The 21,298-nt window shown below is 61.8% G+C and carries 17 protein-coding genes and 1 tRNA gene; 6 read left to right on the top strand and 12 right to left on the bottom strand.

Translation table 11 applies throughout. The features are described 5' to 3' along the window. Positions 1 to 14 precede the first annotated feature (14 nt). On the top strand, positions 15 to 1,703 hold the full coding sequence (gene aspT / locus B552_RS0107365; protein ID WP_019448360.1) for an aspartate-alanine antiporter: 1,689 nt from the start codon (positions 15 to 17) through the stop codon (positions 1,701 to 1,703). Here the strand turns inward: aspT and B552_RS28320 are convergent. The 6 genes from B552_RS28320 to B552_RS0107340 form a co-directional block, all read right to left on the bottom strand. Beyond that, on the bottom strand, positions 1,687 to 1,938 hold the full coding sequence (locus B552_RS28320) for a DUF3079 domain-containing protein (protein WP_083860251.1): 252 nt from the start codon (positions 1,936 to 1,938) through the stop codon (positions 1,687 to 1,689). The two genes, aspT and B552_RS28320, sit on opposite strands and share 17 nt — an antisense overlap. 179 nt (positions 1,939 to 2,117) lie before the next feature. Beyond that, positions 2,118 to 2,193 (bottom strand) — tRNA-His (locus B552_RS0107360). 117 nt (positions 2,194 to 2,310) lie between these two features. After that, a complete protein-coding gene (locus B552_RS0107355) occupies positions 2,311 to 2,571 on the bottom strand; it encodes a hypothetical protein (RefSeq protein WP_026035415.1) in 261 nt (86 codons plus the stop codon). Between the two features lie 936 nt (positions 2,572 to 3,507). Continuing rightward, a complete protein-coding gene (gene dusA / locus B552_RS0107350; RefSeq protein WP_026035414.1) occupies positions 3,508 to 4,512 on the bottom strand; it encodes a tRNA dihydrouridine(20/20a) synthase DusA in 1,005 nt (334 codons plus the stop codon). 195 nt (positions 4,513 to 4,707) lie between these two features. Next, complete coding sequence (locus tag B552_RS0107345) at positions 4,708 to 5,268, bottom strand: NAD(P)H-dependent oxidoreductase (RefSeq protein WP_019448357.1); 561 nt, start codon at positions 5,266 to 5,268, stop codon at positions 4,708 to 4,710. Between the two features lie 86 nt (positions 5,269 to 5,354). Next, on the bottom strand, positions 5,355 to 6,446 hold the full coding sequence (locus B552_RS0107340; protein WP_019448356.1) for an enoyl-CoA hydratase/isomerase family protein: 1,092 nt from the start codon (positions 6,444 to 6,446) through the stop codon (positions 5,355 to 5,357). A 144-nt stretch (positions 6,447 to 6,590) separates the two neighbouring features. Here B552_RS0107340 and B552_RS0107335 point away from each other — a divergent pair, with 144 nt between their 5' ends. Continuing rightward, on the top strand, positions 6,591 to 7,514 hold the full coding sequence (locus B552_RS0107335) for a sterol desaturase family protein (protein ID WP_019448355.1): 924 nt from the start codon (positions 6,591 to 6,593) through the stop codon (positions 7,512 to 7,514). Positions 7,515 to 7,580: 66 nt separating this feature from the next. Here the strand turns inward: B552_RS0107335 and typA are convergent, their stop codons facing one another. Continuing rightward, positions 7,581 to 9,401, bottom strand: coding sequence for a translational GTPase TypA (typA, locus tag B552_RS0107330; RefSeq protein WP_019448354.1), 1,821 nt, complete (start codon positions 9,399 to 9,401; stop codon positions 7,581 to 7,583). Positions 9,402 to 9,595: 194 nt separating this feature from the next. Between typA and B552_RS0107325 the strand changes: the two genes are divergently transcribed. The 4 genes from B552_RS0107325 (at position 9,596) to B552_RS0107310 (ending at position 14,598) form a co-directional block, all read left to right on the top strand. Then, a complete protein-coding gene (locus tag B552_RS0107325; RefSeq protein ID WP_019448353.1) occupies positions 9,596 to 10,108 on the top strand; it encodes a MarR family transcriptional regulator in 513 nt (170 codons plus the stop codon). Between the two features lie 71 nt (positions 10,109 to 10,179). Then, a complete protein-coding gene (locus B552_RS0107320) occupies positions 10,180 to 11,685 on the top strand; it encodes an AdeC/AdeK/OprM family multidrug efflux complex outer membrane factor (RefSeq protein ID WP_019448352.1) in 1,506 nt (501 codons plus the stop codon). Between the two features lie 45 nt (positions 11,686 to 11,730). Continuing rightward, positions 11,731 to 12,972, top strand: a complete 1,242-nt coding sequence (locus B552_RS0107315) for an HlyD family efflux transporter periplasmic adaptor subunit (RefSeq protein ID WP_019448351.1) — start codon at positions 11,731 to 11,733, stop codon at positions 12,970 to 12,972. A gap of 18 nt (positions 12,973 to 12,990) precedes the next feature. Continuing rightward, the gene (locus tag B552_RS0107310; RefSeq protein WP_026035413.1) at positions 12,991 to 14,598 is read left to right on the top strand and encodes a DHA2 family efflux MFS transporter permease subunit; all 1,608 of its coding nucleotides are present in this window, start codon (positions 12,991 to 12,993) and stop codon (positions 14,596 to 14,598) included. A gap of 47 nt (positions 14,599 to 14,645) precedes the next feature. On the opposite strand, the gene truB is transcribed toward B552_RS0107310, so the two are convergent. The 5 genes from truB to rimP form a co-directional block, all read right to left on the bottom strand. Next, complete coding sequence (gene truB / locus B552_RS0107305; RefSeq protein ID WP_019448349.1) at positions 14,646 to 15,587, bottom strand: tRNA pseudouridine(55) synthase TruB; 942 nt, start codon at positions 15,585 to 15,587, stop codon at positions 14,646 to 14,648. Positions 15,588 to 15,646: 59 nt separating this feature from the next. Beyond that, complete coding sequence (gene rbfA, locus B552_RS0107300; protein WP_019448348.1) at positions 15,647 to 16,018, bottom strand: 30S ribosome-binding factor RbfA; 372 nt, start codon at positions 16,016 to 16,018, stop codon at positions 15,647 to 15,649. A 66-nt stretch (positions 16,019 to 16,084) separates the two neighbouring features. Continuing rightward, entirely contained in the window at positions 16,085 to 19,024 is a 2,940-nt protein-coding gene (gene infB, locus B552_RS0107295; RefSeq protein ID WP_019448347.1) for a translation initiation factor IF-2, read from the bottom strand. A gap of 84 nt (positions 19,025 to 19,108) precedes the next feature. Beyond that, positions 19,109 to 20,584 (bottom strand): transcription termination factor NusA, encoded by a 1,476-nt coding sequence (nusA, locus tag B552_RS0107290; RefSeq protein WP_019448346.1) that lies wholly within the window; start codon positions 20,582 to 20,584, stop codon positions 19,109 to 19,111. Then, positions 20,581 to 21,069 carry a ribosome maturation factor RimP gene (gene rimP, locus B552_RS0107285; RefSeq protein WP_026035412.1) on the bottom strand — a complete coding sequence of 163 codons (489 nt, stop codon included), beginning with the start codon at positions 21,067 to 21,069 and terminating at the stop codon, positions 20,581 to 20,583. The genes nusA and rimP overlap by 4 nt, the downstream gene beginning before the upstream one ends. Positions 21,070 to 21,298: the final 229 nt, after the last annotated feature.

Below are 21,298 nucleotides of genomic sequence, written 5' to 3'. Positions count from 1 at the left end.
AACGGGAGTAGGCAATGACATGGTTTGTCTCGACCCTCAAGGCGTATCCCGAAATTTCGATCTTCCTTGCGCTTGGAATCGGTTACTGGGTTGGCGGGAAAAGCTATAAGGGATTCAGCCTCGGTGCCGTGACATCGACACTGCTGGTGGCGATCGTTATCGGCATCCTGGGCGTGAAGATCTCGCCGAATGTAAAGTCGGTCTTCTTTCTTATGTTTCTGTTTGCCGTTGGTTATGGCGTGGGACCGCAGTTTGTTCGCGGCATTGCCAAGGACGGCATCCCGCAGGCCATATTTGCAGCGATAATGGCCGTGCTTTGCCTGGCCTCTTCGGTCGTCGCTGCGAAGATTGCCGGCTACGACCTGGGGTCGGCAGCCGGACTCTTCGCGGGTTCGCAGACGATTTCAGCGTCAATGGGCCTGGCTACCGATGCCATGAACCGCTTGGGGCGATCCCCGGAAGAAACCAAGCAGCTTCTTGACGGCATGCCAATTGCCTACGCGGTGACCTATATTTTCGGCACGGTCGGTTCCGCGATCATCCTGGCACAGATTGGCCCCAAGTTGCTTGGTATCGACCTGGTTGCGGCCTGCAAGGATTACGAGCGGGAGCTTGGCGCCGGGGCAGAAGGCGAAGGCGGCACCGAATGGCACGATTTCGAGTTGCGCGCCTATGCGCTGGCGCCGCAGAGCCCTTACATCGGCAAATCAGTGGGGGAACTGGAAGCTCACACTCCGGAAGGCGTGCGCGCGTTTATCGAGCGCATTCGCCGCGGCGGCAAGATCATCGAGGCGAACGCCGACACCGTTCTTGAACCCGGCGACGTTGTTGCAATTGGAGGGAAGCGCGATCAACTGATCGCTAAACTCGGGCCGAGCGGACGAGAAGTCGAAGACTTGGAACTGCTCGACGTACACACCGAAGGCGTGGACATCTACATCACCAATAAGAAGGTGGATGGCCATACTCTCCAGGAAATGGCCCACTGGCCCGGGGCCCGCGGTGTGTTCCTGAAGAAAATCAAACGGGGCCCAACCGAAACGGTCATTCCGGTACTGCCCAAGACCAAGCTCTATCGCGGCGACGTCGTTACCGTGGTCGGCCGCACGCAAGACATCAACACGACGGCCAAGCAAATTGGCTATATCGATCGCCCAACGACTGTCACCGACGTAGCATTCGTGTCGCTGGCCATCACCGTCGGCGCATTGATTGGCGCCATCGTGATCAATGTCAGCGGAATCCCCTTGACGATTTCCACCGCAGGCGGCGCGCTGATTGCCGGCATTATCTTCGGCTGGTACCGGGCCATTCATCCGACCTTCGGTCGCATCCCCGAACCAACTCTCTGGTTCATGAATTCGGTCGGCCTCAATGTGTTTATTGCGGTTGTGGGAATTTCTGCGGGCCCGGGCTTCATCGCTGGCTTGCAGAAGCTCGGCATCAGCCTTTTTCTATGGGGCATATTCTCGACAGCGGTACCCCTCATTATCGGGATGTTCCTGGCCAAGTATGTGTTCCGCTTTCATCCGGCGCTTGTGCTGGGAACCTGCGCCGGCGCGCGAACCACCACGGCGGCGCTTGGCATGATCTGCGAAGCAGCACAGAGCCAGGTGCCCGGCCTTGGCTACACGGTGACCTATGCCGTAGGCAACACACTGCTTACGATCTGGGGGATGGTCGTGATCATGCTTTTGTCGTGACCGAGTTCTGATCAGCACGCAGCACTGGTACGACTTTCGTTTCGGGAGCTACTTCGACTTGGGGCTCAATGCCCCAGTCGCCGTGCAGAAACCAATCCTCACCGAGCAATTCGGCAGGATGCTGCGTGCGGCTCGATCCATTGCCGCAGCCCAGGGCATCGACGGAGCAATACTTGTCGCAGCCCCAACACACACGCTCAGGGTGCTTGGGATGAATAGGAAACTTCTTGGCCATGGCTAGCAAACATCGCTGAAATCCGATGGCTTGATGGTAGTGCGGGGAAAGTTGGCTCGATGGTAAAACTGGACGCCAGTTGCGCCAACGCAAACTTTGCTCAGATCCTAGCCACTCGATGAACACCCAGAAAGCAAAACAGCCGCTTGTCTAAGCGGCTGTTTTGCAAGGGAATTCTTTGGGGTGGCTGATGGGACTCGAACCCACGACGACAGGAATCACAATCCTGGACTCTACCAACTGAGCTACAGCCACCGTAGAGATTTTTTGCTGCCGGCGTTGCCGATCAGCGAAAAACAAGACTATACAAGACTTTCAAGCCGATGGCTAGTATCCGGCACAAAAAAATTCAAAAAACTTCGATGCTGGTCGTCAGCGAGGCCCCTGCCACTTCGCCTCCAACAGCACGGCCTCCCTGATGGCGGCGATCGTATCCGCTTCAGTGGGGAACAATCCAAGCAATCGCTTCGATTTGCCGTTCAGCACATCGCGCTGCAGGGCCTTTCCCGCCTCTGCCGACGTCCCTTCATGCCAGCAATAGCGCGCGGTCCATTTACCGTCCTGCAGTTGCTCAACTACCCAGATCACCCGGTAGTCCTCGAAAACCTCACCGAATGGCTCGTCCGTTTCCATGCTGAACCTCCAGAGCTCGCTTCCGATCCGGAGCAACGGCGCCCGCTCCGCAAGCGCTCAATTCCCGGTCGGCCAGCCCCGCTTCTTTTATTCCCCCACTTGAACCAGCCCAACGCGGCCGGCTCACTGCCCACATGCCGACTGCGCGGCAATGGGCGACATCCTAACATGGCGCCAACGCACCTCAGCTGCCGCAACTCAAGCAGGGGCGCACAGCCAGGCTGGAAAGCGCCCAATGCAGACTCCGCACCAAAAATCAGTAACTGAGCAATTCAAAAATACGCTCATCTGCCCCCACCAACGCAGGGTTCAATGGAATGATGCTGCCGGGGATACTCCTATTTGAGGGACATTGACCCCCCTCGACATTCCCGTCAGGCGACCTTCAAACGAACGTCGCCTGTTTTTTTATTCGACGTAGTTGTAGCGCCGGAATAATCCGCAACAACATTGTCGAATTATTCCCTGCCAGTGAACCTGGAACTCTTTTTACGTCCGCCTGTCGAAGCCTTGTTCCTAAAACGACGGCAAGCTCCATCCAGGACGAGGCAAAAAAAAGAGCCCGCCAAAGCGGACTCTCAATTTAGCGATCTCAATGCCCTGAAGGCGCTTTCAATGTAGACGCAGGATGGAACGTCCACTATCCGGGCAAACCCAAGGGCCCGGAAAGTGATGAAAAGACATCAAACAAGAAAAAACAGCCCGCACACGGCGGGCTGCAAAATCAGTTGAAGAAAGCCCTGTATTCGAGGGCAGGCACAGTGTAAGAACATGGGACGCCGCTGGCTAATTAGGGGAATCCCTTTGCTGGCGCGGGTTTCAGGCCAACCGACAGGCGCAAACGCCGCAACAGCATACATTTGAGTCTTACGGCACGGAACGACTGTTCTATTTTAGAGTCCTTCCTCGACATCCAGTCATCAAAGTGACACCGGGTCAGGCAGCCTCAAGCAGGTCTGGACGAAGATGCGAACGCGCTTCCTCGAACAGCGCATCGACATCCGCACGGGTGCGTGCGGCATTCATGCGGCGCGCGTCTGATAGCACACGCCGCCAGCCACGCCCACCGTGCACGCCTCGATGCAATCCGAGCATATGGCGCGTTGCCGCACCCATATAACCGCCCTGCTCCACAAGCTTGCCAATATATTCCTGCATTGCCATCTCGGCATTTTCACGCGTGGGGATGGGCGTGTCTGCCCCATAGAAGCGCATGTCCATTTCGGCAAGAAAATATGGCTCGTGGTAAGCCTGGCGTCCGATCATTACCCCATCGACATGTTCCAGGTGCTCTGCAATTTCGCCGTACGAAACAACGCCACCATTAATCAGGATTTCGAGTTTCGGGAACTCGTCCTTTAGCTGATAAGCAACCTCATATCGTAGCGGCGGAATTTCACGATTCTCCTTTGGGCTCAATCCTTTCAGAATCGCATTGCGGGCATGAACAATGAAAGTTTCACAGCCGGCATCGGCAATAGTGCCGACAAAATCACGCACAAAGCCGTAATGCTCGATCGTGTCGATCCCGATGCGATGCTTGACCGTCACAGGCACGGACACCACATCGCGCATCGCCTTCACGCAGTCGGCCACAAGCTGTGGTTCTGCCATCAGACAGGCGCCGAAGGCGCCGCGCTGCACGCGCTCTGACGGGCAGCCACAGTTCAGATTGATTTCCTTATAGCCCCATTGCTCGCCGAGCTTTGCCGCTTGCGCGAGATCGGCCGGCTCGCTGCCGCCAAGCTGCAATGCCACGGGCTGTTCCGCCGCACTGAAGTCGAGATGCCTCGCAACATCCCCGTGCAGCAACGCGCCCGTCGTCACCATTTCCGTGTAAAGCCAGGTGTGCTGGCTCAGGGCGCGGTGAAATGTGCGGCAGTGGCGATCCGTCCAATCCATCATGGGGGCCACCGAGATGCGGCGCGGATTTATAGTCATGCGAGTAATGCGGCGGGAATGACGTCGGCAACTGCAGCCAATCGTCGGATATTGAGGACCAGAAAGTATACGCGACTTGCCGCACCCAGGCAGGGCCACGCAAACACGCGTGAACTGCTCAAAAGGAAAACGGCACCCGGAGGTGCCGTTCCAGCAACTCGCCCGGTGCCAATTGGCGGGAGACCTCTCTTCTAATCAGCGTGGCGCGTTCTTCTCGATCCAGGACGCGAATGTCGCCAGGTACTTGCTCAGGAAGCCTCGTGTCGATTCATTGGCGATGGCGCCGTGTTCGTCAAACAACTTGTCCGCGCCGCTGATATAGGCCTCGGGCTGCTGCAGAACCGGGATATTCAGGAACACCAGCGACTGGCGCAGATGGTGGTTCGCGCCGAATCCACCAATGTTTCCCGGCGATGCGCTGATCACCCCGCCCGGCTTGCCATCCCAGGCACTCTGGCCATAGGGGCGCGAACCGACGTCGATAGCATTCTTGAGCGCGCCGGGGACAGAGCGGTTGTACTCGGGCGTCACAAACAGCACCGCGTCGGCACGACGGATTCGGTCACGGAACGCCACCCATTCGGCGGGCGGACTGGCATCGTCGTCCTGGTTGTACAGCGACAGTTGCCGGATCTCGACAATGTCGAGCTTCAGTTGCGGTGGCGCGAGCGCGGCGAGGGCCTTGGCCAGTTTCAGGTTGAAGGATTCCTTGCGCAGGCTTCCCACCAGTACGGCAACATCACGAGGACTGCTCATATCGGCTCCTTTCACTGTTCACACGAGTTCGAAGTGAAGCGAAGGCCGGCCCGGCGTCAATGCTGCGGGCCAGTCCAGCCGTCACTCTACTCGACTTGGCCGCCCAGCGTGGCAAGAGGATGATCCTCCCGGCGCCACGGGCTATCGAAGAATGCGCGCACGCGCGCCGGACTAACTTCATCCAGGGGCAGAGGGTTCCATTTGGGCTGGTGATCCTTGTCGATGGCCAGTGCGCGAATCCCTTCGACACCATCCCCATGGCGGAATACGTCATGCATCATGTCGAGTTCCATGCGCAGTTCGTCTTCGAGCGACATCGTGCGGGCGCGACGAATCTGCTCGAGCGTGACACACAGCATCAGCGGCGACCGGCTGCGCAGCGCGGCCGCAATCTGCGCGGCCCAGTCGCCTTCGGCATCGCTCACGGCGGCCAGAATGGCTTGCGCCGTCGCCCCGGCAAACAGCGCGTCGATCTGGTCCGCGTGGCGCGCCAGTTGACTGTCACGCGGCACACAGGCGCCAGTGTGCTGGCGCGTGAAGGTTGCAATGTGGGTCAGCACCGCATCGCCATTGTCGAAGCGTTGGGCCTGCATGGAAGCCACCATCTCGGCGACCGCGTTCGTCGGCAGATAGGCATCGGCCAGCCCGGCGAAGAGCGCATCGGCCGCGCCGATCACCGTGCCAGTCAGGCCCAGAAACTCGCCGATACGACCCGGTGTACGCGCCAGGAACCATCCGCCGCCGACGTCGGGGAACAGGCCGATATTGGTCTCCGGCATCGCCATCTTCGTCCGCTCGGTCACGACGCGCAGTCGCGCCCCTTGCGAGATTCCCATGCCACCGCCCATCACCACGCCGTCCATCAGTGCGATGTAGGGCTTGCCGTATCGATGGATCAGATAGTTGAGCGCGTATTCCTCGACAAAGAACTGGTCGAGCAGCGGATCGTTAGCATGGTGTGCATGGTGGAACCAGCGAATGTCGCCGCCAGCGCAGAATGCCTTGCCGCCGGCGCCAGCTACTACCACCGCGTGCACCTCGGGATCGCTCTCCCAGCGTTGCAGCGCGTCCGTAAATGCCCGAATCATCTCGAGCGACAGCGCGTTCAGGGCCTGCGGGCGGGTCAGCGTCAGGTAGGCAACGCCGCCCTGTACCTGGGTCGATACAAACTCCGTCATTTCTGTCTCCAATCCTGAAGGCAGCGATTCTACGCCAGTCACGTTTCCTGCCTTCGGAGCATGCGGAGGAGGCCCACCCGCCACTTGCGCGCGTATGGAGGAATCCTTCCATGCGAAGTTGCTGAAAATGTGCACACTTGCGCCATGACACCGAACGCTCCCGCCCCCGCTGCATTCGATCCCGGCCTGATCCTGCTGGCCTTCGCCCCGGTCTTCGTGCTGACGATTGGCTGGGAGGCCTGGTACTGGTCGAAACGAGACCGCACGGTCTATAGCTGGCGCGACACGCTGTCCAACGCCACGCTCGCGCTGATGCACCAGGCGTCCGATGCGTTCTTTCTCTGGCTGATGGTGCGCACGGTCTATACATGGTGCTACACGCATGGCTTGCGTGCGATGCCGGAGACCCTGTGGTCATTTGCCCTGCTGTTGCTGCTTCAGGACTTCCTTTACTACTGGTTCCATCGGGCCAGTCATCGCGTGCGCTGGATGTGGGCGTCGCACGTGGCGCACCACTCCTCTGAGGGCATGAACTTCTCGACGGCCTTCCGTCAGAGCCTGACCTACCCGATCTCCGGCATGTGGATCTTCTGGATTCCGCTGGCCTTCATCGGATTCACGCCAGATTGGGTGATCCTGGCCGTAGGCCTCAACCTGGCCTTTCAATTCTTCGTGCACACCCGGTTAGGGCAGCGCTGGCCGCTAATCGAAACGCTCGTCAATACGCCTTCCGTGCACCGTGTGCACCATGCGAAGAATCCGCAGTACATCGATCGCAACTACGCGGGAGTTCTGACGATCTGGGACCGGATGTTCGGTACGTTCGTACCTGAAGGCGATGCGCCACAGTATGGGATCACGCGACAGGTTCACACACACAATCCGCTGACGCTGACGTTTCACGAATGGCGCGATATGTTTGGCGACGTATGGCGCGAAAAGGATCTGCGTTATCTGTGGAAGCCGCCGGAATGGCGGTGTTCGAAAGCTGCGGCACTAGACACGCCTGCCCTCTCCCCCGACCACTCTCCCGCAGGCGGGCGAGGGGAGCGAACCGAGGGCATCTGATTCGCTAGAGGACATAAAAAAAACCGCGCCAGAACGGCGCGGTTTTTTGTTCGGCGAGAACCGGTATTACACCGCTTCGCGCGAAGCACGCTTGCGCTCGTGCTCCTTCAGATGGCGCTTACGCAGACGAATGCTCTTCGGCGTAAGTTCGACCAGTTCGTCGTCGGCGATGAATTCCACCGCGTACTCGAGCGACATCTGGATCGGCGGCACCAGGCGCACCGCTTCGTCGGTACCCGACGCGCGCACGTTGGTCAGTTGCTTGCCCTTGATCGGGTTCACGACCAGGTCGTTGTCGCGGCTGTGGATGCCGATGATCATGCCTTCGTACAGCGCATCGCCCGGCTTCACGAACATGCGGCCGCGATCCTGCAGCTTCCACAGTGCGTAGGCCACGGCATCGCCGTCGTCCTGCGAGATCAGCACGCCGTTGTGGCGTTCGCCCAGGCCGCCTTCGCGCACCGGTGCGTAGTCATCAAAGATGTGGCTGATCAGGCCGGTGCCGCGCGTCAGCGTCAGGAACTCGCCCTGGAAACCGATCAGGCCACGAGCCGGGATGCGGTATTCCAGACGCGTACGTCCCTTGCCGTCCGAAGCCATGTCGAGCAGTTCGCCCTTGCGGCGGCCCAGCTCTTCCATGACCGAACCCTGGTGGCCGTCTTCGACGTCCACGGTCAGCAGCTCGTACGGCTCGTGCTTGACGCCATTGATTTCCTTGAACACCACGCGCGGACGCGACACGGCCAGCTCGTAGCCTTCACGGCGCATGTTTTCCAGCAGGATGGTCAGGTGCAGTTCGCCGCGGCCGGACACTTCGAAGATCGTGTCGTCGCCCGTATCGCTCACGCGCAGCGCCACATTGGACTTCAGTTCGCGGTCCAGACGCTCGCGCAGCTGACGGCTGGTCACGAACTTGCCTTCGCGGCCGGCCAGCGGCGACGTGTTGACGCAGAAGTTCATCGTCAGCGTCGGCTCGTCCACCTTCAGCATCGGCAGCGCGTCCTGGGCATCCGGCGCGCACACCGTGCAGCCGATGCCCAGTTCTTCGATACCGTTGATCAGCACGATGTCGCCGGCTTCCGCCTCGGACACGATCTCGCGCTCCAGGCCGCTGAACTTCAGCACCTGGTTGATACGGCCCTTGATCGGGTTGCCTTCCGGACCGAACTTGACCACCACGTCCTGCAGCGGCTTGGCGCGGCCACGCGAGATGCGGCCAACGCCGATCTTGCCAACGTAGCTGGAATAGTCCAGCGAGATGATCTGCAACTGCAGCGGGCCGTCGAGGTCATCGTTACGGACCGGCACCTTGTCGAGCACGGTCTCGAACAGCGGCTTCATGTCGCCGTCGCGCACGTCTTCGGTCATGCCGGCGTAGCCGTTCAGGCCCGACGCGTAGATGACCGGGAAGTCGAGCTGTTCGTCGGTAGCGCCCAGCTTGTCGAACAGGTCGAAGGTCTGGTTGATCACCCAGTCCGGACGCGCGCCCGGACGGTCGATCTTGTTGATCACGACGATAGGCTTCAGGCCCAGCGCCAGTGCCTTGCGCGTCACGAAACGCGTTTGCGGCATCGGGCCTTCCACGGCGTCCACCAGCAGCAGCACGCCGTCGACCATCGACAGCACACGCTCCACTTCACCGCCGAAGTCGGCGTGTCCCGGGGTATCGACGATGTTGATGTGCGTGCCGTTGTACTCGACGGCACAGTTCTTCGCGAGAATCGTGATCCCGCGTTCCTTTTCCAGATCGTTCGAGTCCATCACCCGTTCGGCGATCTGCTGGTTGTCGCGGAAGGTGCCTGCCTGACGCAGGAGTTGGTCGACCAGTGTGGTCTTGCCATGATCGACGTGGGCGATGATGGCGATATTACGGATGGCGCGGGTCATTCGGCGTCCCCTGAAGCGGAGCTATCGGAAAAAATTAACCCGACATTCTAGCATGTTGCAGCGCAGAATGCTCCATTGCTGTTCAGCATAGATCAACGGACGCGATTGCGTTTTCCGCAATAGCCTATTTCCGATCTTGTCCTATCATTGACACATGCTTATATTTGCCCAGGCAAAGATTGCAGCGACAAGAGATGACGTCAAGCACACCCACTGACCTGTTCGATCCCGAGCATTATGAAATCGGCAAGAGCGTCGGCTATCTGCTCGCGCGCGCCAGGAGCATGCTCTCCCAGGGTGTCGAGCAGGAGCTGAACGGCATGGACATGACTCATGCCCAGGCCAGTTGCCTGATGATGCTGGCCAAGGGGGAAGCGAACACGGTGACCGACCTGGCCCGCGAACTCAGTACCGATGCCGGCTCGGTGACCAGGCTCCTGAGCCGCATGGAAAAGCGCGGCCTGATAGAACGCACACGGCGAGACAACGACCGCCGCGTGGTTGACCTGTCGCTGACGCCTGAAGGCGAGACAATGGTCGACAAGCTGCCAGTGGTGTTCTGCAACGTGATGCGCCGGCATTTCGATGGCTTCAGCCAGGAAGAAATAGATATCCTGCGCAGCTTTCTGCTTCGGCTTATCGCGAACAACCGCGGCGGCAGTGCCAGTGCCGTCTGCCCTTTGGACGAAAACGAAAACTCCGGATAGGGCCCGAACAAGTATTCAAACCAAGGCCGAGTGCCCTTCCCGTTTGAGAAAGATCTGGTCACAGTCACACCATGAATCCCTCCACTTCCTTCGCCCCCGACCGCAATCGTATTGCGGCCCGCGCCGGCAGCCTGGCCTTGACGGTCCTGGCTGCCGCGGCCATTTCAGGCTGCGCGGCGCTGGGCAATTCGCACAGCACCCAGACGATGTCCGAGCCCGGCACGCTGGCATCGCCGCAGACGTTCACCGCCGACCACGGCCAATGGCCGTCGCAGGATTGGGTTGACCAGTTCCACGATCCGCAACTGCGTGCGCTGGCCGATGAAGCCGTCAACGACAATCCGAACCTGCAGATCGCCCTGGCGCGCGTGGAGGCCTCGCGCGCGATGGCGGACGCCACGCGGTCCGCGCTGTATCCCAGTGTCGATTTCGAGGGCAGCATCATCCGCCAGCGCTTTTCGGCCACCGACCTGTTTACGGGCACGCCGCTCGCGGGCTCGTGGCAGAACCAGTCACGCCTGCAGTTCGGGCTGTCGTGGGACCTCGATTTCTGGGGCAAGAACCGCGACGCGCTGGAAGCCGCGCTGTCCGACGACCGCGCAACGGAAGCCGAAAGCCAGGCAGCGCGCCTGATGCTGACCACGTCGATCGCCCGCAGCTACAACCGTCTGGCCGCCCTCTACGCCCAGCGCGATGTGGCCGAGCGCGCGATCGCGCAGCGCCGCGACCTGACCGACCTGTCGCGCCAACGCCTGGCCGCCGGCCTGGACACGCAGGTGGAAACCACCCAGGCACGTGCCACGGTGGCATCTGCGCAGACAGACCTGCAGGCTGTCGACGAGGAAATCGCGCTTGCGCGCAACCAGATTGCGGCGCTGCTCGGCAAGGGACCGGACCGCGGCATGCAGATTGCACGCCCCACCCTGCTGGCCAATCCCACGCCCCAATTGCCTGATGATCTGACGATCGGACTGATCGGCCGCCGCCCGGACCTCGTCGCCGCGCGCTGGCGCGTGGAAGCGACCTCCAAGGACATCAGCGTGGCCAAGAAGGAATTCCTGCCCGACGTGACGCTCACCGCGTTCGCCGGCCTGGCTTCCCTTGACCCTTCCAACCTGCTGATGAGCGTCAGCCGGACGTTTGGCATCGGCCCGACGCTGCGCCTGCCCATATTCGAAGGCGGCCGCCTGCGCGCCAATCTCAAGGGCAAGTACGCGCAATACAACATCGCCGTGGCCAGCTACAACCAGACGCTGGTTGACGCACTGCGCGAAACCGCCGACACCGTAACCAGCATTCGCAGCGTAGACCAGCAGATCAAGACCCAGCGCGAAGCGCTGGAACTGGCCGAGCACGCCTATTCGCTGGCCACCACGCGCTACAAGGCCGGCCTTGGCACCCAGTTGACCGTGCTAAACGCGGAAAGCACGGTGCTGCAGCAGCGCCGCCTGGCCACCGACCTGCAGGCGCGCCGCCTGGATCTGCAGATGGGGCTGATCAAGGCCCTCGGCGGCGGCTATCAGGAAGCCGACGAACAGGCCGGGAAGCCCGGCACGGAAAAGGGTACCCGGGGCTGACAGCCGGGCCACGCAAGACACGACGATAAAACGTACGAGATCGATATGAGCAACAACCCGCAATCGGCCGGCCAGAATCCCGCCCCCACAGCAGACAACAAACGCAAGCGCCTGCTGATGACGCTGACCGCCGCGATCGTGGTGGCCGGGGTCGGCTATGGCCTTTACTGGGGCCTCTATGCACGTCACTTCGAAAGCACCGACGATGCCTACGTAGCTGGCAACGTGGTCCAGGTGACCCCGCTGGTGGGCGGCACCGTGGTGTCGATCGCCGCCGACGATACGCAACTGGTCACGGCTGGCCAGCCGCTGATCCAGCTTGATCGCGCCGACACGCAGGTGGCCATGGAGCAGGCGGAGGCCCAGCTCGCCCAGGTCGTGCGTGAAGTGCGCACGCTGTACGTCAACAACGGCTCGCTGGCGGCCAACGTGGCACTGCGCGAGGCAGACGTGGCCAAGGCGCGTGACGACCTGCGGCGCCGCCAGGCCATCGCCGGCTCGGGCGCGGTATCGAATGAAGAGATTTCACATGCGCAGACCTCGCTGAAGGCCGCCGAGTCGGCCCTGCTTGCCGCGCAGGAACAGCTTGCGTCGAACAAGGTGCTGACCGACCAGACCACAGTGGAAAAGCACCCGAATGTGCAGCGTGCCGCAGCCAACCTGCGTTCGGCCTACCTGGCCTTTGCCCGCTCGACGCTGCCTGCGCCCGTTACCGGCTATGTGGCCAAGCGTTCGGTCCAGGTGGGCCAGCGCGTTTCCGCCGGAACGCCGCTGATGGCCGTGGTGCCGCTCGACCAGGTCTGGGTCGACGCCAACTTCAAGGAAGTGCAGATCACCCATATGCGCATCGGCCAGCCGGTTGAGCTCGAGGCCGACGTCTATGGCTCGAAGGTCAAGTACACCGGCCACGTGGAAGGCTTCTCCGCCGGTACCGGTGCCGCGTTCTCGCTGCTGCCGGCACAGAACGCCACCGGCAACTGGATCAAGGTGGTACAGCGCCTGCCGGTGCGCATCGCGCTCGATGCGCAGCAACTGAAGGAGCACCCGCTGCGCGTGGGCCTGTCGATGAACGTGACGGTGGATGTGCGCAAGGAAGAAGGCGCGGCACTGATCACGGCGACGTCCGCCAAGCCGCTTCAAACCGACGTCTATGACAAGGTGGCGCAGGATGCCGACGAACTGATCGCGCGCATCATCGCCGTCAATAACGGCGGCCGCACGCCGGCACCGTCCGCTCCGGCGGCGGCCAGCGCAGCGCGCGCCGCGGCCAAGCCGGCCAACACCTGATCCACAGGCTGACTGTCCATGGCAGATTCAACCACCGCAATGCCGGGTTCCGGCGCGGCGCCGGCGCCAAAGCCCGCTCCCGCTCGCCCGGCAGCGCATCCGCCGCTGTCCGGCGGAAAGCTCGTGATCGGCACGATCGCGCTGTCACTGGCCACGTTCATGAACGTGCTGGACTCGTCGATCGCCAACGTGTCGATCCCGGCTATTTCGGGCGACCTCGGCGTGTCGCCAAACCAGGGCACCTGGGTCATCACGTCGTTCGCCGTAGCCAATGCGATCTCGGTGCCGCTGACCGGCTGGCTGACCACGCGCTTCGGCGCCGTACGCCTGTTCGTGCTGTCCATCCTGCTGTTCGTACTGTCGTCGTGGCTGTGCGGCGTGGCGCCGAACCTGGAGACACTGCTGGCCGCGCGGGTGCTGCAAGGTGCAGTGGCCGGCCCGATGATTCCGTTGTCGCAATCGCTGCTGCTGGCCAGCTACCCGGCAGCCAAGAGTTCGATGGCCCTGGCGCTGTGGGGCATGACCACACTGGTGGCGCCGATCATGGGGCCGCTGCTGGGCGGATGGATCTCGGACAATTTGACGTGGCCGTGGATCTTCTACATCAACGTGCCCATCGGCATCATGACGGCCTACGCCACGTGGGCGATCTACCGTCACCGTGAGACGCCAACCAAGATCCTGCCGATCGACCGGATCGGCCTGGCCTTGCTGGTGATCTGGGTTGGCTCGATGCAGCTCATGCTCGACAAGGGCAAGGAACTGGACTGGTTCCACTCATCGGTGATCCTGACGCTGGGCGTGGTGGCAGTTGTCGGATTCCTGTTCTTCCTGATCTGGGAGAACTACGAGAAACACCCGATCGTCGACATCCACCTATTCAAGGGCCGCAACTTTGCCGCTGGCGTAGTGGCAATCTCGGTGGCGTACGGGCTGTTCTTCGGCAATCTGGTGATTCTGCCGCTTTGGCTGCAAACCATCGTCGGCTATACGGCCACCGATGCGGGCCTGGTCATGGCGCCAGTCGGGATCTTCGCCATCATCCTCTCTCCGATCATCGGGCGCACGCTGCCAAAAGTGGACGCCCGATGGGTGGCCACTGCCGCGTTCATCACCTTTGGCGTGGTCAGTTTCATGCGTGCCGGGTTCACCACGGGGGTCGACACGCGCGCGCTGGTAGTCCCCACGCTGATCCAGGGGGCTGCGATGGCGATGTTCTTCATCCCGCTGACGTCGATCATCCTGTCGGGCCAGCCACCCGAGAAGATCCCGGCCGCGTCCGGCCTGTCCAACTTCGTGCGGATCACGTTCGGCGCAATCGGTGCGTCGATCTCGACGACGATCTGGGAAAACCGTTCGGCGCTGCATCATGCGCAACTGATCGAGCAGATCAATCCATACAACCCGGTGTACCAGGCGCAGATCGACCACCTGATGCAGATGGGCATGAGCCGAATGCAGGCAGACGGCATGATCGAGCGCAATATCTCGCAACAGGCAGCAATGCTTGGAGCGAACGATATCTTCTGGATCTCAGGCGTGCTGTTCTTCGTGCTGATCGGCTTTGTCTGGCTGACAAAGCGGGCGAAGGGCGGCGGCGGCGCAGACGCGGCCGGCGCGCACTGATCGGATTGTGCCCCCCTCTCCCGTTTTTTACGTGAGAGGGGAAAACCTCAGAGCTTCACCAGCCGTTCCGGCCGCAACGCGCCTTCCCGCATCCGGGCAACGCCGAGCAGGCGGCCGTCATCGCCATAGACACGCGCCAACGCACCTTCTTCGGGTACCTGCCCCTCCGGCAGATCCCGTCGGGCAATGCGCTGCCCTTGCAGGAAGCGCCCCACGGCGGCGGCGTCCAGATTCACGGGTGTGCAGCGCTGCAGCAATGCATCGACGGGCGCAAGCATTGCCGGGCGCATCTCGTCGGCTTGTGCTTCGATCTGTTCGAGCGTGACCGCGCCGGCCAGCGTCAAATCGCCCACGGCGGTCCGGCGCAGCCCAGTCAGATGTGCTCCGCAGCCCAGCGTCTCGCCGATGTCCTCCGCCAGCGTGCGGATGTACGTACCCTTGCTGCACGTAACAAGCATCGTGAACGCTGCGGCATTCAGATCGACGTCCAGCAGGGAGATTGCGTGAATCGTGACCCGGCGCGCCGGGCGCTCAACGGTCTGGCCCGCTCGCGCATATTCGTAGAGCGGCTTGCCATCCTTCTTGAGCGCCGAATACATCGGCGGCACCTGATCGATCTCGCCCGTAAAGCGAGCGATTGCCGCATCGAGTGCGGCGCGGTCACACGTCACCGGGCGCTCGACGACGATCTCGCCCTCGGCATCGCCAGTGCTTGTGGTGGCACCAAGCCGTACCGTCGCTTCGTAGGTCTTGTCCGCATCCAGCAGATCCTGCGAGAACTTGGTCGCCTCGCCAAAGCACAATGGCAGCAGCCCTGTTGCCAGCGGATCGAGCGTGCCCGTATGGCCGGCCTTGTTGGCGCGCAGCAGGCGCTTGGCCCGCACCAGCGCATCGTTGGACGACAGGCCTAGCGGTTTGTCGAGCAGCAGCACGCCATGCACGTCGCGGCGGGGCAGCCGGGGCGGTCGGTTGGCTTGGAAATCGGTCATTGCGGGGGAGGAGATTGCGGCGCCGGCACCAGGGCCGGCTCGCGGGATACGCCGGAGACTTACTCGTCGTCCTTGGCGCGCGTCGAATTCGCTTCGTTGATCAGCTTCGACATCTCGATCGCGTGTTCAACCGACGTATCGTGATGGAAGTGCAGCGTCGGCACCGTATGGATATGCAGACGCTTGAACAGCAGCGAATGCAGGTAGCCCGCCTTCTCCTTGAGGATGGCAGCGGCCGTCTCGGGCTCGGCGCCAAGCACCGTGAAGTAGACCTTGGCGTGCGCGTAGTCGGGCGTCAGCGACACCGACTGCAGCGTCACCAGGCCCAGGCGCGGATCGCGGATCTCGCGCTGGATCATCGCGGCCAGTTCCTTCTGGATCTGATCCGAGAGACGCAGGTTACGGGAGGAAATATTGCCTTTCTTGGCCATGCAAAACTGAGAGCGTGAGCCGAAGTGAAAACGGCAGGCCGGAGCCTGCCGTCTTTGCGTATCGCCTTACAGCGTACGCGCCACCTCGGTGATTTCGTACACCTCGAGCTGGTCGCCTTCCTGAACGTCGTTGAAGTTCTTGATCGACAGACCGCACTCGAAGCCCTGCTTGACTTCCTTGACGTCGTCCTTGAAACGCTTGAGCGAGTCGAGTTCGCCGTCGTGGATGACCACGTTGTTGCGCAGCACGCGCACCATCGAGGAGCGCTTGACGAGACCGTCGGTGACCATACAGCCGGCCACAGCACCCACCTTCGGCACACGGAAGACCTGGCGGACTTCCACCTGGCCAATCGTGGTCTCGCGCTTTTCCGGCGCCAGCATGCCCGACATCGCCGCCTTGATCTCGTCTACCGCATCGTAAATGATGTTGTAGTAGCGGATGTCGATGCCGTTGTGCTCGGCCAGCTTGCGCGCACCAGCGTCGGCACGCACGTTGAAGCCGATGATGACCGCCTTCGAAGCCGTCGCCAGGTTGACGTCCGACTCCGAGATGCCGCCCACGCCGCCGTGCACAATCTGCACGCGCACTTCGCTCGTCGACAGCTTCTGCAGCGACTGCACCAGTGCTTCCTGCGAACCCTGCACGTCGGCCTTGACGATCAACGGCAGCGTCTGGACTTCGCCCTCGGTCATCTGCTCGAGCATCGTTTCCAGCTTGGCGGCCTGCTGCTTGGCGAGCTTCACGTCGCGGAACTTGCCCTGACGGAACAGTGCGATTTCACGCGCCTTGCGCTCGTCCGGCAGCACCAGCACTTCCTCGCCGGCGGCTGGCACTTCCGACAGACCCTGGATTTCCACCGGGATCGACGGACCAGCTTCCTTGGTCGGCTTGCCGTTTTCGTCCAGCATTGCACGCACGCGACCGTAGGCGCTGCCGGCCAGCACGACATCGCCGCGCTTGAGCGTACCGCTGCTCACCAGGATCGTTGCGATCGGGCCCTTGCCCTTGTCCAGCTGTGCTTCCACCACCAGACCCTTGGCCGGAGCTTCGACCGGGGCCTTCAGTTCCAGCACTTCGGCCTGCAGCGAAACCTGCTCGAGCAGATCGTCGATGCCGGAACCAGTCTTGGCCGACACCGGCACGAACGGCGAATCGCCACCGTACTCTTCCGGCACCACCTGTTCCGCCACAAGCTCCTGCTTGACGCGATCCGGGTTGGCTTCCGGCTTGTCGATCTTGTTGATCGCAACGACGATCGGTACCCCAGCAGCCTTGGCGTGCGCAATCGCTTCCTTGGTCTGCGGCATGACGCCGTCGTCGGCGGCCACCACCAGGATCACGATGTCGGTTGCCTTGGCACCGCGCGCACGCATGGCCGTAAAGGCCTCGTGACCCGGGGTATCCAGGAACGTGATCACGCCGCGATCGGTTTCCACGTGGTACGCACCGATGTGCTGCGTAATACCGCCCGCTTCACCCGCAGCAACCTTCGTGCGGCGGATGTAGTCGAGCAGCGAGGTTTTGCCGTGGTCGACGTGACCCATCACGGTCACCACCGGAGGACGCGGCAGCATTTCTGCATCGCCGTGATCCTCGCCACCCACCACCAGCAGCGCTTCCGGATCGTCCAGCTTGGCGGCGAACGCCTTGTGGCCCATTTCTTCCACCACGATCATGGCGGTTTCCTGGTCCAGCACCTGGTTGATCGTCACCATCTGGCCGAGCTTCATCATCTGCTTGATGACCTCGGAAGCCTTCACCGCCATCTTGTGGGCCAGATCGGCCACGGAGACGGTTTCAGGCACGTGCACTTCACGCACCACCGGTTCGGTAGGCGCCTGGAAGTTGCTCCGGGAATCATCGGCGTGCTGCTTGCCGCCACGGCCACGTGGGCCGCTGCGCCAGCCGCCAGTACCGCCCGACGAATCTCCACGCGTCTTCAGGCCACCGCCCTTCTTGCCGCGGCTGCCTTCATCCTTCCACGTCGAAGCGCCAGCACCCTTGCCACCCTTCTTGTCGCCAGCGGCGGCAGTCGTGGTCGATGCGGCCGGTGCGGCCTTCTTGTCGTCCTTCTTGGCTTCTGCCGTAGCGCCAGCCGGCTTCACCGGCTTGTGCAGCGTACCGGTCTGCTCGGCCTTCTTTTCCTCGGCCTTGCGTTCCGACGGCGCCTTCAGCACGCGTGGCGGCGCATTCAGCATCTGCTGAATCGCGCGCGCTTCCGCTTCTGCGGCCTCGCGACGGCGACGGGCGGCAGCATCCTGCTCGGCACGTGCCTTGTCGGCCGCGGCCTTGGCGCTGTCCTGCTCGGCGCGTGCCTTGTCGGCGGCAGCCTTGGCGTCGTCGGCGTTCTTCTGAGCCTGCGCGCGTTCGGTGGCCAGACGGGCCTTGTCCTCTTCTGCCTTCGTGCGCGCGGTTTCCTCGGCGGCATCGGCTGCGGCCTGTGCGGCAGCAGCTTCTTCAGCAGCCTTCTGCGCCAGTAACTCGGCCTGACGACGCTGCTCGGCCTCGAGAGCCTCCTGCTTCGCGCGGCGCTCCGCCTCATCACGTTCGGCGGCCTCGCGGCGTGCCTGCGCCTCGGCTTCCTGGCGTGCCAGGGCCTCAGCTTCCACGCGGCGCTGCTCTTCTTCGCGGCGCACCTGTTCGTCGGCGGCCTCGACCGCTTCCTGGGAGTCGGCGCCATCGCCGTGCGATTCGACCTCATCGCGCTTGATCAGGACGCGCTTCTTGCGCACCTCGACCTGCACCGTACGGGTCTTGCCCGTGGAGTCGGACTGGCGGATCTCGGAAGTCTCGCGCTTGGTCAGCGTGATCTTCTTGCGCGCGCTGTCATCGGACTGACCGTGTGACCGCTTCAGGTAATCCAGCAGTCGGGTCTTGTCCGATTCGGTGATGATGTCTTCTGGCGTTGCCTTGCCCACCCCAGCTGCCTGCAATTGTTCCAGCAGTGCAGCAGGGCTGCGGCTCAGTTCTGCGGCCAGTTGGGCAACTGTTGTGCTTGCCATTCAAACCCTTTCAATGCTCGGTTTCTACGTCGGGACAATTCGTGTGTGGAAAGCGCGTCCGGGCCACAGGCCCGGACGTGTCCCTCAGTTAAACCAATGTTCCCGTGCTTTCATGATCAGCGCCTTGGCCTCTTCCTCGCTCACGCCGGCCAGTTCGACCAGTTCGTCCACGGCCAACTCGGCCAGGTCGTCACGCGTGTGGATGTTGCCTTCGGCCAGCTTGCCGATCAGCTCGGGGGTCAGGCCGTCGAGCGAACGCAGATCCTGCGACACCTCTTCCACCTTTTCTTCCCGGGCCAGTTCCATCGTCAGTAGCGCATCGCGTGAGCGATTGCGCAGCTCGTTGACGGTGTCCTCATCGAAGGCCTCGATTTCCATCATCTCGCTGATGGGCACGTAGGCCACTTCTTCCAGCGTGGAGAAACCTTCCTCGATCAGGATGTCCGCCACTTCCTCGTCCACGTCCAGTTTGGCCATGAACAGCTTGCGTACTGCTTCGCTTTCCTCGGCCTGCTTCTGCGCCGATTCTTCCTGCGTCATGATGTTGATCTGCCAGCCAGTCAGTTCCGACGCCAGGCGTACGTTCTGACCGCTGCGACCAATGGCGACGGCGAGGTTTTCCTCATCCACCACCACGTCCATGCAATGCTTCTCTTCGTCGACGACGATCGACTGCACCTGCGCCGGTGCCAGCGCGCCGATGACGAACTGCGCCGGATCTTCCGACCACAGCACGATATCCACAGCCTCGCCGCCGATCTCGTTACGCACCGCGGTCACGCGCGTACCGCGCACGCCCACGCAAGTGCCGATCGGATCGATACGCTTGTCATGCGCCACCACGGCGATCTTGGCGCGCACACCCGGGTCGCGGGCGGCTGCCTTGATCTCCAGCAGTCCTTGTTCCATCTCGGGCACTTCATTCTCGAAGAGCTTGATCAGGAACTCGGGTGCGGTACGCGAAAGTTCGATCTGCGGCCCGCGCGCGGCGCGGTCCACATTCAGGATATACGCCCGCACACGGTCGCCGGTGCGCAGATTTTCCTTCGGGATGATCTGATCGCGGGCCAGCAGTGCTTCGACGCGGCCCGATTCAACGATCAGGCCCTTCTTGTCGGCGCGCTTGACCGTGCCGGTCATGATCTTTTCGCCGCGATCCAGGTAATCATTCAGGATCTGCTCGCGCTCGGCATCGCGGATGCGCTGCAGAATGACCTGCTTGGCAGCCTGCGCACCGATACGGCCGAACTCGACCGACTCAATCTGCTCTTCGATGAAGTCATCGATCTGCATATCGTCGTTCTGCTCGCGGGCTTCGAACAGCAGGATCTCCTTGTCCGGCTCCTGCAGGCCCTGTTCGTCAGGGACGACAAGCCAGCGGCGGAACGTCTCGTGCTCACCGGATTCACGGTCGATATGGACGCGAATATCCACGTCCTCCTCGAAACGCTTCTTGGTGGCCGAGGCGAGAGCTGCCTCCAGCGCACCGAAAACCACATCCTTGTCGACGTTCTTTTCGCGCGCTAGCGCATCGACGAGCAACAGAACTTCGCGGCTCATTGCTTGTTCCCTTTTCTTTGATTTCCCTTGAAGTCGATCACCGGCACCAGGCGTGCGCGATCGACATCGGATATGGCGAATTCCAGCAGCGCCGTACCGTCCTTGCCTTCGAATTCCAGACCGATCTTCTCGGCTCCGGCCTCACCGGCGGGTTCCCGCAGGATGCCCACGAAATTCTTCTGGCCGTTGACGGGCAGGCGCAGCGTGACCCTGGCCTCGGCGCCGGCAAAACGGACATAGTCAGCCAGCTTCTTCAGCGGGCGATCCAGGCCGGGCGACGATACTTCGAGGCGTTCGTAGTCAACGTTTTCGACGGTGAGCACGTGCGTGAGCTGGCGGCTGACCTTCTCGCAATCCTCAATGACGATGCCGGTTTCAGGCTGATCGATGTAGACACGCAGAAGTCCGGCTGGGGCACGCTCAAGCTCAACCAACTCGTAGCCCATGCCGATAAGGGTGGTTTCGATCAAATCTGCCAGATGCACTGTAATCCCGAGTAGTGGCCTTCAACACCGTGGCAGACACTGGACAACGCCATACGTTCTGAATCGAGATTCCGAAACGACGAAACGACGAAACGACGAAACGACCTGCAACTTGTCCTGCCTGCCTCATCACCCCACCGGCACCGCATATCGCGGAGCAAACCAGTTGCTGCACAAACGGGCGAACCAAAAAAAAATGGGCGCAATGCCCATCATTCGCCCATCCTCG

Origin of the sequence: Cupriavidus sp. BIS7, assembly GCF_000292345.1 — a bacterium.
Lineage (GTDB): Bacteria > Pseudomonadota > Gammaproteobacteria > Burkholderiales > Burkholderiaceae > Cupriavidus.
Note: the sequence above shows the minus strand (reverse complement) of the source record. Positions and strands in the feature narration are given on the sequence as shown.

What these genes read in the sequence shown, in the direction of transcription:
- aspT (WP_019448360.1), top strand. Translation starts at nt 15, where the DNA reads ATGACATGGTTTGTCTCGACCCTCAAGGCGTATCCCGAAATTTCGATC.
- B552_RS28320 (WP_083860251.1), bottom strand. Translation starts at nt 1,938, where the DNA reads ATGGCCAAGAAGTTTCCTATTCATCCCAAGCACCCTGAGCGTGTGTGT.
- B552_RS0107355 (WP_026035415.1), bottom strand. Translation starts at nt 2,571, where the DNA reads ATGGAAACGGACGAGCCATTCGGTGAGGTTTTCGAGGACTACCGGGTG.
- dusA (WP_026035414.1), bottom strand. Translation starts at nt 4,512, where the DNA reads ATGACTATAAATCCGCGCCGCATCTCGGTGGCCCCCATGATGGATTGG.
- B552_RS0107345 (WP_019448357.1), bottom strand. Translation starts at nt 5,268, where the DNA reads ATGAGCAGTCCTCGTGATGTTGCCGTACTGGTGGGAAGCCTGCGCAAG.
- B552_RS0107340 (WP_019448356.1), bottom strand. Translation starts at nt 6,446, where the DNA reads ATGACGGAGTTTGTATCGACCCAGGTACAGGGCGGCGTTGCCTACCTG.
- B552_RS0107335 (WP_019448355.1), top strand. Translation starts at nt 6,591, where the DNA reads ATGACACCGAACGCTCCCGCCCCCGCTGCATTCGATCCCGGCCTGATC.
- typA (WP_019448354.1), bottom strand. Translation starts at nt 9,401, where the DNA reads ATGACCCGCGCCATCCGTAATATCGCCATCATCGCCCACGTCGATCAT.
- B552_RS0107325 (WP_019448353.1), top strand. Translation starts at nt 9,596, where the DNA reads ATGACGTCAAGCACACCCACTGACCTGTTCGATCCCGAGCATTATGAA.
- B552_RS0107320 (WP_019448352.1), top strand. Translation starts at nt 10,180, where the DNA reads ATGAATCCCTCCACTTCCTTCGCCCCCGACCGCAATCGTATTGCGGCC.
- B552_RS0107315 (WP_019448351.1), top strand. Translation starts at nt 11,731, where the DNA reads ATGAGCAACAACCCGCAATCGGCCGGCCAGAATCCCGCCCCCACAGCA.
- B552_RS0107310 (WP_026035413.1), top strand. Translation starts at nt 12,991, where the DNA reads ATGGCAGATTCAACCACCGCAATGCCGGGTTCCGGCGCGGCGCCGGCG.
- truB (WP_019448349.1), bottom strand. Translation starts at nt 15,587, where the DNA reads ATGACCGATTTCCAAGCCAACCGACCGCCCCGGCTGCCCCGCCGCGAC.
- rbfA (WP_019448348.1), bottom strand. Translation starts at nt 16,018, where the DNA reads ATGGCCAAGAAAGGCAATATTTCCTCCCGTAACCTGCGTCTCTCGGAT.
- infB (WP_019448347.1), bottom strand. Translation starts at nt 19,024, where the DNA reads ATGGCAAGCACAACAGTTGCCCAACTGGCCGCAGAACTGAGCCGCAGC.
- nusA (WP_019448346.1), bottom strand. Translation starts at nt 20,584, where the DNA reads ATGAGCCGCGAAGTTCTGTTGCTCGTCGATGCGCTAGCGCGCGAAAAG.